This window comes from Cuspidothrix issatschenkoi CHARLIE-1 (genome assembly GCF_002934005.1).
GTDB lineage: Bacteria > Cyanobacteriota > Cyanobacteriia > Cyanobacteriales > Nostocaceae > Cuspidothrix > Cuspidothrix issatschenkoi.
In genome coordinates this window covers 1-10696 of sequence record NZ_PGEM01000009.1, presented here as the reverse complement: position 1 = coordinate 10696, position 10696 = coordinate 1, and the positions used below count along the sequence as shown (strand labels likewise).

Below are 10696 nucleotides of genomic sequence, written 5' to 3'. Positions count from 1 at the left end.
TGTTCAGTTTCTGACAATGAAGAAAACTTGAGTAATTGTTGAATTTGTACAACATTCATGATTCTATTTCTATAAGCTTCTATTGCTAACGATTCTAAAACTTTTTGTGGTAGGTTTTCCCAGTTCTGCTGTAATTGATTACCAATATCTTCAGGAATGGAAATCGTAATTTGCATATTTTTATCCTTTGAATAAATCATTTGATTTTTAATTAAATTAGGACTTACGCAAGATGTAACTGCAACCCTGATTATTTCGTAGGGGTAATTCATGTAGCTTGCTTTCCGAAGGGTATTACCCCTACTTTCGTTCTATTTTGCGTAAGTCCTTTAAAAAAGATTTAATCTGTCCAATAATTGCTTTTTTACTCATCCCCTCTAACTCATCTACAATAGCCAAAGCATCTGTATAATGCTGTTCTAAAATACTGTTTCTGAGGTCTATTAGTTCCTGTGTCATTTTTTTATTAACATCAAATGCCAACAACCAAGACAATTACAGCATATTTCATTCAAATGAGGTACAACCATAATCAAACTTTTGTGGTGCGGGCATCTTGCCCGCAAAATGTGTACCTCATACCTTCGCAAACTGCTGTATATCATTAACTGTCCTAATTAAGCGCTAACTATACATATACAAAATCGGTGCAGTTTCCCTACACCGATTGTATAGTTTGCCTCTAGTTTTTCCCAGCATATTCCTTACGCTAATGCGGAAGCTTGGGGTTTGGCAAAAATCATTCTGCCGGCTGAGGTTTGTAATGCACTGGTGACTACAACGCGCAATTCCCCACCAACATAAGGACTACCTTCTTCTACTACTACCATTGTGCCATCATCTAAATAGCCAATTCCCTGACTTGGTTCTTTCCCTTCTTTGAGAATTTTCAAGTCGAGATTATCACCAGGTAAATAGGTAGGACGAACTGCATTTACTAAGTCGTGAACGTTTAAAACGGGGACTTTTTGCACACTAGCAACTTTGGATAGGTTGTAATCATTTGTTAATAATGTACCATTGATTTCTTGAGCAAAACGGACTAATTTAGCATCAACGGTGGCAGTATCTTCATACTCTACAGGATTAATTAAAATCCTTTCGGGGTAATTTTCTCGAATGCGGTTGAGAATTTCTAGTCCTCTTCTCCCTCTTACCCGTTTTTGGTCTTTACTAGCATCAGCAACTTGTTGTAACTCTTGCAAAACAAATTGGGGGACAAGAATTAACCCTTCTAAAAATCCTGTTTCTAGTAATGTTTCAATTCGGCCATCTATAATACAGCTAGTATCTAAAACTTTGGTGTTGGCAGGTTTGAGAGTTCCTTCCACTACCATACTTTCCACAGTATTGGGGTTGATTAATCTTAACAAACCCCGTCCGTGGGTGTCTGCTAAGTTCATACCCGTGACAGAGAGGATAATACTGCCCACAACGGCTACAAGGGGTTTAATAAAACCGAAATCTGGGGGAATGGGTAATAAAAATAGCGGGGCTAACATTAAATTGGCGAGTAATAGCCCAATTACTAAGCCAATGGCACGGGTTAAAATGACTTCTAGGGGCATTTCCCGGACTTGTGATTCTAGACGGCGGTATGTAGTCTGGAAACTTAGCCCCACTGCACCACCGATAATGGCGGCAAAAACGGCGAAAACTAAGCGTAATGCCTCTAAGTCGCTGACTCCATTAAGAGTACCTGGGGGGAGTAAGTCGGTGCTGAAATAACCTATCCCCGATGCTGCCAAAATGAATGAGAGAATAATAATGACATCCAGCATGGTTATGTTGTGTTCCTACAACGGTATTTATGTGATGAAGTAAAGTATGCTTGATTAGCTCCTTTTTGATCATGGAATAATATTAGCTGCTTGGGCAGACAGAATATGCAAACATTATAGCCAAAGGGCTTTGACCACATATTATTTTTAGGGAAAAAGGATAAAAATTTGTAAATAAACTCCTCATGTTCATTATTTTTAACAGTCAACTTAAATTAACTATTTCTAGGCATGAGTCAACAAGATATTGGTTGGGGAGTTCCCCGTTCTGCTTACGTGCATATTCCCTTTTGTCGGCGACGGTGTTTTTATTGCGATTTTCCGGTTTTTGTGGTGGGCGATAGCTCACGGGGTGAAAATTCTGGGACAATTGCCGAATATGTTAAGGTTTTATGTCAAGAAATCAGAATTGCACCAATTTATGATCAACCTTTAGAAACAATTTTTTTTGGTGGTGGTACTCCTTCCCTATTATCCCCAGAACAGTTGCAATGTATATTAACAACCTTAGAACAGCGATTTGGCATTGCTTCTAGGGTGGAAATTTCTATGGAAATTGACCCAGGAACGTTTGATTTGGCACATATAACTGGTTATCGCAACTTAGGAGTAAATCGCGTCAGTTTGGGTGTTCAAGCCTTCCAAGAAGAATTGTTAAAAGCTGCGGGGCGATCGCATTCACTTGTAGATATTTTTACAGCTGTAGAGTTAATTCACAAGGTCGAGATTCCCGAATTTAGTTTAGACTTAATTTCTGGCTTACCGCATCAGTCCTTGGAACAGTGGCAAAATTCCTTAAACCAAGCTATTGCAGCCATACCAACTCATATTTCCATCTATGACCTGACCATTGAACCGGGAACAGTCTTCAATCGTTATTACAAACCGGGAGATCATCCTTTACCCACAGATGAAACAACGGTAAAAATGTATCAAATGGGGCAAAAAGCCTTAACTGATGCAGGTTACGAACATTACGAAATTTCCAACTATGCCCAACCAGGACATCAATGCCAGCATAATCGAGTTTATTGGCAAAATCGCCCCTATTATGGTTTTGGCATGGGTGCAGCCAGTTATATTGATGGTAAACGCTTTACCCGTCCCCGCAAAACCCAGGAATATTATCAATGGTTAAAAAATGGCGCTGTCATTGACTGTCTAGTTACTCCTGGGGAGGATGTATTGTTAGAAACTTTAATGCTAGGTTTACGGTTAGCCGAAGGTGTGAGTATAAATTCCTTAACGGCAACTTTTGGCAACCATCAAGTAGAGAAAATTCAAAGCTGTTTGCAGCCATATTTAGAAACAGGTTGGGTACAAATTATCGGCGATAGGTTACGTTTTAGCGATCCCGATGGTTTTGTATTTTCTAATGTGATGTTGACAAAGTTGTTTGAAAAGTTGGGAACATGAGAGTTTCTACCAATGCCCAAAAATAGAGCAGAAATCCTCACATCTTACTGAGGATTGCTATATGAATTTTCTACAATCCTTCTAGATGCAGTTACTTACCTAGACCATCATATCTGTTTGGGTCTTTTTTCTCCTTTTTGTCCTTGGGATCTTTTTTAGGCTTTTTAGCTTCTTTATTACCTTTTTTTTCCTTAGACATCAGCTTTACCCAATGAGGTTGATTTGTCAAAGCTTCCACATTCTGCTATTAGTAAATCAGGCTGTAGCTTACCTGATACCCTTTAGAAACAGAAAGGAAGCTATTGTCCATTTATGCTACTAATTACCATTATACATTGTCATTTATTTTTGTTAGAGATTTAATTGAATATTACACAAAACCTATCTATAGTATCATATTTGATAACCAATTAGGTAATAATTACATGACTACACCAGTAGATATTCTGATTCTTTCCAATGGTCCAGGAGAAGTGACAACTTGGGTGCGTCCTGTTGTCAAAGCGTTGAGAGAACAATTAGGACATGATGTTTCTCAAGTGAGAATTTCTGTTATTTTATCACCTTGTCCTCATGGGACTGGAAAAGAATCTGCTATAGCTAAATCTTATTCAGAGGTTGATAGAGTTCAAGCAGCAGAACATTTTTGGCAATTTTTATTGTGGGGAAAACCCGCCGAAAATTGGGAATGGAGACATCAAGGTGTGGTGGTATTCCTGGGTGGTGATCAGGTTTTTCCAGTAATTATTAGCAAAAAATTAGGATATAAAACTGTAGTTTATGCAGAATGGGAAGCACGTTGGCATAGTTTTATAGATAAGTTTGCTATCATGAAATCGGAAGTTGCTAAAAATGTTTCTCCTGAATATGCTGATAAATTCTCTATTGTCGGTGATTTAATGTTAGAAGCAGCAGCAGAGGAAATAAAGCCTAAAACTCAAAATTCAAAATCCCAAGCTGCATTAATTGGACTTTTACCAGGTTCAAAACCAGCTAAGTTAACTCAAGGTGTACCTTTAATGTTAGCGATCGCTGAATATATCCATAGTCAAAAACCAGAAATTCAATTTTTTATTCCCGTTGCACCAACTTTAAATTTACCAACTTTAGTAAGTTTTGCTAATCCTGAAAATAACCAGTTTACCAAAGCTTTTGGTTTTCAAGGTGCATCTTTAATAGATAATTATTTAATTACTTCCACAGGTTTAAAAGTGGAATTGAAACAAGAAAATCCTGCTTATCATTTATTATCACAATGTGATATTTGCTTAACTACAGTTGGGGCAAATACGGCAGAGTTAGGGGCTTTAGGTGTACCCATGATTGTACTATTACCGACTCAACAATTAGATGCAATGCGTTCTTGGGATGGTTTACCAGGTTTATTAGCCAATCTACCATTTATAGGTACATCTTTTGCGAAAATAATTAATTGGTGGTTTCTCAGAAATAAAGGTTTATTAGCTTGGCCAAATATTTGGGCAAAATCAGAAATTGTGCCGGAATTAGTAGGGAATTTGCAACCAGCAGAAGTAGGAGAAATGGTTTTAGATTTGTTAAAAAATCCAGATAAATTAGCAGCAATAAAAGATAATTTACGCCGTGTTAGGGGTGAAGGTGGTGCAGCACAAAAGTTAGCGATTTTGGTAAAAGAACAGTTAGCAGGTGACAGTCATAAAAGCCTTTCAGTGTCTAAGTTTTAGTTTTGCTTTATGTCCTAACGGTATTGTTTACGGCTATAAAACCATAAAATCAGATCCCGGACTTCTTTGAGAAGTCCGGGATCTATATCTATTGTGAATTACGTTATCACTTCAAAGGAATGAACCTCTAAAACAGAACCAATCATGGCTATTGTCATCAAATCTTCTCGAACTTTTCCTGTAATTTTGGCTTTTTGTCCTGATTTCAGTAGGCTTTTATCAGAACTTTTGGGGATTTCGTAAGTTACGCCTTCATCTGTGACAAAAGCCCAAGCACCAAGACCAATATTGCGACGTTCGATAGTACCAGTTACTGTAATATTCATTTTAGTTAAGTTTTATTAATTTTATTGGCGTTGCTGATTAAGAATATGATTTTACTTCACGCAGAGGCGCAGAGTCTCAGCGAGTAAGAGTTTCATATCTCAATTCAGCAACGTCGTAAGAGGTAATAGGTAAGAAGAAGCAATTTACCAATTACCTATTTGTCATTTTTCAATGATAACCGGGCTAGTCCGTAACAAAGTAAAGCGTTGACGAGGAGGAAAATTCGGGATAGGTTGCTATTTCCTAAACCCCAAATAGCGGGGTCGTAAATCGCGCTAATTGTGAGGAAAGCTGACATCCCTAAACTTGAACCAATGGCAAACCATTTCCAACTAGGATGTCCTAACAATAAAGATATTAAAACAAAGGGAATTAAAACACTAGCAAAAAGGGGATTTAATGGGTCTGTTCCCTGTAAAGTGTTACCGATTTCACCGATAGAACTGCCTAAAAGTCGCAAAGGCCATTGGGGAAGATCATAGATGTAGATGCCTTTGAGGAAGAATAAACCGGAACTACCGAAAATTAAACCGCCGGATAATGACCAACTCCAAGCAAAGGGGAAGTAAACCCGTAAGAACCAAGCTAGGAGATAAGAACCGATCACCATTAATATTTTCGGAACCAAAGCGATCGCCCCGCCATCTATCCAAAAGCCAGGATTAAGATAGCCGTTTTCTCGCAACCACCGGAAAAAGTCAGGAACACTAATGATACCATCGCTGGCTAATTTAACCGCCGCTTCGGCGTTGAGTTGTCCCGCCCCATAATAGTTTAAACCGTCCTCTTGAATGACTCTGGCTGACTGTTGCAAAACCTGTAAAATTTCGTCGGGTTCTTTAATTCCCAAGGCTTTGACTAAGGCTGCTACACCCGCAACGTGGGGAGAAGCCATACTTGTTCCTTGGAGTCCGAGAAATACACCTTCCCCATCTTCGTTAATAGTTTCTTGGAGAATAGCCCCGCTTTCACTGCCACCAGGGGCGGAAATATCCACACCTGCACCATAGTTAGAATAGGATGCTCTTTCTCCGTCTGGACCAAAAGCCGAAACGCCGACAACATGATCATAACGGGCGGGGTAGCTAACGCCGTTGGTGTTTTCATTCCCGGCAGCAGCTATGATTGTTACACCTTTTTTATAGGCGTAATTAATAGCATCTTGCATAAGTTGGCTTGCACCACCACCACCTAAACTCATGTTAATGATGTCTGCACCATTATCAGCCGCAAATTTGATAGCTTCGGCAATATCGGCTACTGTTCCTGCACCGTCAGCATTTAACACTTTTAAAGGCATGAGGTTAGCTTCATAGGCAACCCCTGCCACACCATAGGCGTTGTTGGTAGCTTGGGCAACTGTACCAGCGACGTGAGTTCCATGGCCGTTATCGTCTTTGGCTACTTCTGTATCGTTGACAAAATCATAGCCTTTGACAAACTTGGTTTCATGTAAATCTCGGACTTTGGTAATACCAGTATCAATGACAGCAACGGTGATACCACTGCCTTTAGTGCGATTCCATGCTGCTTCTATACCGATTTTGTGCAAATTCCACTGTTTGCTATAATACTGATCATTTGGGCCAGTTAACGACGCATTGGGTTCTTCATTTTGGGGTGCTAATAGTTCACCTAACCAAGTGGGTTTCCCTTGGGGGACAATTTTATAAATGTAATTGGGTTCAATAAATTCTGTGGCTTTAGCAAGGGGAGATTTCCTTAACTCTGTCAGTCGTTGGCGATAGCTTCGCTCGCCAGAGGCACCGCCTTTGATAATATAAACATGATCCGCCGCCGAATATTTATTATCTAGTTGGGGAGTAACATGATATTGTTGAGCGATCGCTTGTAAGTTCTCCTGAATGACGTTTTCTGCTACATCTTCCCGAAAATCGAGCAAAATTGTCTCAAACTCACCTTTAGCTGCTAGTCCTTGGAAATTCAGAAACCCCCACACTGCAGCAGTCAGTCCGATGACAAACAAGCACAATAATATAAGTTTTTTCATCTAAACCTCCAGGAGAACCCCACCAAAACTGTACTCAGTTTGGTGATGGGAGGAATGGAGGGTTAATTGTGAAACGTCCCCGGAGTAATTTTGTGCGCCAGCACAAACAATAAAAGGGACAGTTGAGCAATTAACAAATCTTTGATTTTCCATATTCGTAACGGTCTTTGTGAATTGATTTACCGGATTAATTAGGAAAGAGTGGTCTTTTTTGAGTGTGTAAAACAAATACTGTGGACAGAATATTTTGCTCCGAAGAGCCTCCCATTTCTGGGGTAATGTTAGCTTTGACAATGTTAGAGGTCGGTAACTATCTTAAAAGCACTGGTTTAACCCTTAAGCCTGTTTAACTTTTAAGTTCTAGAGCAGGGAACTAGCTACGCATCCCCTGGTAGGTCTTTAACTCTTACCTCTAACGTAGTTCGGTCAAGAACTGAGTCTGATCAACTAGGCTTTTACAAGCCCTCACTTACCCGAAGGGAAGTAATGGGTGGTTGACATCCACTGATACCGCTTTTTGTCAGTTTGTTCACTACGATAACTTATCTGATGGTATTTTTGGGAAAATCTAGATTAGAGTAGGTGTTTTTTATGAAATTAAACGCAGATGAACGCAGATGAACGCAGATGATGATTTTTCCATGCCAGATGATGTAAAATTGATCTTACGTAAATTACATTAATCCTAACGGTTATAGTTGAGATTAATAATCATCACAATTACACAAATCATAGTTATAATTATGGAACGTGGTCTTTTATGGTTGCCTTTATTAGTGGCATTTTTCTGGTTAGCGTGGCAAGGTTCACAGGAATATCAAAAACTTGAAGCTTATCGTCTTTGGGCAGAACAATTTGAACGTGCTAAATATGATATTTATGCAGTATTAGGTCAAAAAGGTAAGGATATTACTTGGGGAAAACCTACAACCAAGGGACCAATTAATTTAGAAACTTTTTCTTTATTAGATGTTCAAGAAATTCGCTTCTTGGTCAATGGTAATGCAGTAGATATAGAAAATCCACCCCAAAAAGGTCGTCAAATTGAATTAGAGTTTTTATTGACTAATAAATCAATTCGTGTACCGTTTACGGAAGTTCCCCTGGCGGCAAAATGGGGTAAGTTTTTGCAAGAGACATGGAAGAATTTACAGATTGAAACACAGTGAAGAATCATGAAACTATAAGCCTTGATAAATTCTAGAAATATGGGAGTTAATTATTATGCGAATTAAGCAAATTGCCGTTAGCGATAAATAAGCTCATTTAAATTCACGCAGGAACACACACAACACGAAAACCGAGATGGCTGACGTAGAAACCCGCATCACTAGAGAGACGATAAGCCGAACGGCAAAATACAGAATTGTCGCGCCAAGAACCACTACGTAGAACCTTTTCATAGATTCGACTAATCCAAGCACTGCCATCTTTAGGCGCGTTTATATAATTTTCATGCCAGTCATCTAAACACCATTCCCATACATTCCCGTGCATATCATACAAACCAAAGGCATTAGGGGGAAAAGAACCTACTTCTGTAGTTTGTCGGCGATATTGACCTTTAGGAGCATCAGCGTAGGGGTAATTACCGTCATAGTTTACCAAATTTGGGGTAATACTTTCACCAAAATAAAATGGTGTGGTTGCCCCTGCTCGACAAGCATACTCCCATTGTGCTTCACTGGGTAATCGGTATTTTTTTCCTGTTTTCTGACTTAACTTTTCACAGAAAGCTACTGCATCATTCCAACTGACTTGTTCAACTGGACGCTTATCACCTTTAAAGTAAGAAGGGTTACTCCCTGTAATAGTGTAATATTGTGCTTGTGTCAAGGGATATCTAGCCATAAAGAAACGAGGTACTGTAACTTGATGCTGGGGACCTTCAACAGAAAATCTTTCCTTCTCATTTTCCGGTGAACCCATGTAAAATGTACCTGCTGGTATTTCCACCATTTCTAAGGTGACACTATTTCCTAAGTCTTCTACAAAGTAATTTGCTGAGTGGTTGCTTCTGCTGATAATACTTCCTTGGGAGTTAGTTTTCACAACTTCAAAAGTAGAGGTTTTCAGGTTATTTGCTGAAGTTGTAATTTCTGGAGTTGGGGTATTTGGGGAAGTGTTAATTTTTGAAGTTGAGGTATTACCTTTATTTGCTGTTAATAAATTTTGTCCAATTACAGAAACAATAACACCACCAGTAAATAAACCGGCATATTGGAGAAAATTACGACGGGTGTGTAGAACTAGTTTAGTTTTTACAGATGGTTGTAAAGCTCGTAATACTTCCTCAGCAGACTGATAACGTTCACTAAAATGATAACGTACCATTTTCGTTAATATCTTAGCAAAACCATTGCTCACATCTGCCCGATTTCGCCAAATTATCTCACCATTGGTGGGATCTTCAGGTAACTCATGGGGTTGTATTCCTGTAATTCCGTAAATTATTAACATTCCCACCGCATAAATATCACTAGATAACTTTGGGTGTCCTTGAAATTGTTCACTAGGCATATAACCAATAGTACCAGCAGTAATTGAACGGGGTTGATGTCCAGGAATGGTGACATGGAGGGTAGTAATTTCTTTAACTGCACCAAAATCTATCAAGATAATTTTACCATCTTGACGACGCATGATATTTTGGGGCTTGATGTCGCGGTGAATAATTTGTTTTTGTTGGACAAATGCTAAGATTTCTAGGATATCAATTAATAATTGTTTAGCTGCTGCTTCCGTTAATTTATTTCCAGGATAAATCTCTTTTGTTAAATCATGGCCGCGAATTAATTCTTGTACTAAATAAAATTGTCCATTAACTTCAAAGTCAGCATAGAGTGTAGGTATTTGATCATGTGTCCCTAGTTTATATAATACTTCTGCTTCAGTTGCAAATAATCTTTGAGCTATGGGTAGTGCGTCCGCGGTGTTAGGTGGTTTTAATTGTAAATGCTTAACTACACAAGGATGGTTTTTACAGTCTATATCTTCTGCTAGGTAAGTGTCCCCAAAACCACCACTACCCAGTTTTTTAATGATTTTAAAACGGTTACGTAGAGTTACACCAACTAGCATAAATTTACTGTAGTCTATTAATGTAGGATGGGACAAGTTTGAGCGTTTCCTAAACTTACCCTGTACAGCAGTTTGCGAAGGTATGAGGTACACTTTTTGCGAGCAAGATTCCCACAGCACAAAAGTTTGATTATGGTTGTATGGCAGTAGTCAGGAGTCAGAAGTCACCGAGTCAGAAGTAAAACCCTTTAGACGTTTCCTCATTGTCCATTGCTATAGTAAAGAGAGGATTTATATAACACCTGTTCTTGATGGGTTTCTAATACACAATCAGATAAGGGATAGCTAACACAGGTAACTACATATCCTGCGGCAATTTCCTGGGGACGAAGAAATTTTTGCTCACTTTGATCAATTACTCCATTGATAAGTTTAGC

Annotated in this window: 11 protein-coding genes; 3 read left to right on the top strand and 8 right to left on the bottom strand. The window is 38.9% G+C overall.

Annotated elements, in window-relative coordinates:
• The 3 genes from CUN59_RS22725 to CUN59_RS01440 form a co-directional block, all read right to left on the bottom strand.
• On the bottom strand, positions 1-176 hold a 176-nt coding region (locus tag CUN59_RS22725; RefSeq protein WP_497706900.1), incomplete at its 3' end, for a UPF0175 family protein.
• A gap of 124 nt (positions 177-300) precedes the next feature.
• Complete coding sequence (locus CUN59_RS21250; RefSeq protein WP_165790138.1) at positions 301-459, bottom strand: hypothetical protein; 159 nt, start codon at positions 457-459, stop codon at positions 301-303.
• A 245-nt stretch (positions 460-704) separates the two neighbouring features.
• A complete protein-coding gene (locus CUN59_RS01440) occupies positions 705-1781 on the bottom strand; it encodes a PIN/TRAM domain-containing protein (protein ID WP_104386170.1) in 1077 nt (358 codons plus the stop codon).
• 231 nt (positions 1782-2012) lie between these two features.
• On the opposite strand from CUN59_RS01440, the gene hemW reads away from it, so the two are divergent.
• Positions 2013-3197: a radical SAM family heme chaperone HemW gene (hemW, locus tag CUN59_RS01435; RefSeq protein WP_104386169.1), complete on the top strand. Its 1185-nt coding sequence runs from the start codon at positions 2013-2015 to the stop codon at positions 3195-3197.
• A gap of 91 nt (positions 3198-3288) precedes the next feature.
• Here hemW and CUN59_RS21245 read toward each other — a convergent pair whose 3' ends face one another.
• Entirely contained in the window at positions 3289-3435 is a 147-nt protein-coding gene (locus tag CUN59_RS21245) for a hypothetical protein (RefSeq protein WP_165790137.1), read from the bottom strand.
• Positions 3436-3622: 187 nt separating this feature from the next.
• On the opposite strand from CUN59_RS21245, the gene CUN59_RS01430 reads away from it, so the two are divergent.
• The gene (locus tag CUN59_RS01430) at positions 3623-4900 is read left to right on the top strand and encodes a glycosyltransferase family protein (protein ID WP_104386171.1); all 1278 of its coding nucleotides are present in this window, start codon (positions 3623-3625) and stop codon (positions 4898-4900) included.
• Positions 4901-4998: 98 nt separating this feature from the next.
• Here the strand turns inward: CUN59_RS01430 and CUN59_RS01425 are convergent, their stop codons facing one another.
• Entirely contained in the window at positions 4999-5226 is a 228-nt protein-coding gene (locus CUN59_RS01425; protein WP_104386168.1) for a hypothetical protein, read from the bottom strand.
• Positions 5227-5381: 155 nt separating this feature from the next.
• Entirely contained in the window at positions 5382-7238 is a 1857-nt protein-coding gene (locus tag CUN59_RS01420; RefSeq protein WP_104386167.1) for a S8 family peptidase, read from the bottom strand.
• A gap of 743 nt (positions 7239-7981) precedes the next feature.
• Here CUN59_RS01420 and CUN59_RS01415 point away from each other — a divergent pair.
• Positions 7982-8407 (top strand): hypothetical protein, encoded by a 426-nt coding sequence (locus tag CUN59_RS01415; protein WP_104386166.1) that lies wholly within the window; start codon positions 7982-7984, stop codon positions 8405-8407.
• A 103-nt stretch (positions 8408-8510) separates the two neighbouring features.
• Here the strand turns inward: CUN59_RS01415 and CUN59_RS01410 are convergent, their stop codons facing one another.
• Positions 8511-10319, bottom strand: coding sequence for a bifunctional serine/threonine-protein kinase/formylglycine-generating enzyme family protein (locus CUN59_RS01410; protein ID WP_104386165.1), 1809 nt, complete (start codon positions 10317-10319; stop codon positions 8511-8513).
• Positions 10320-10519: 200 nt separating this feature from the next.
• A partial coding sequence (locus tag CUN59_RS21830; RefSeq protein WP_497706899.1) for a 2Fe-2S iron-sulfur cluster-binding family protein occupies positions 10520-10696 on the bottom strand: 177 nt, incomplete at its 5' end.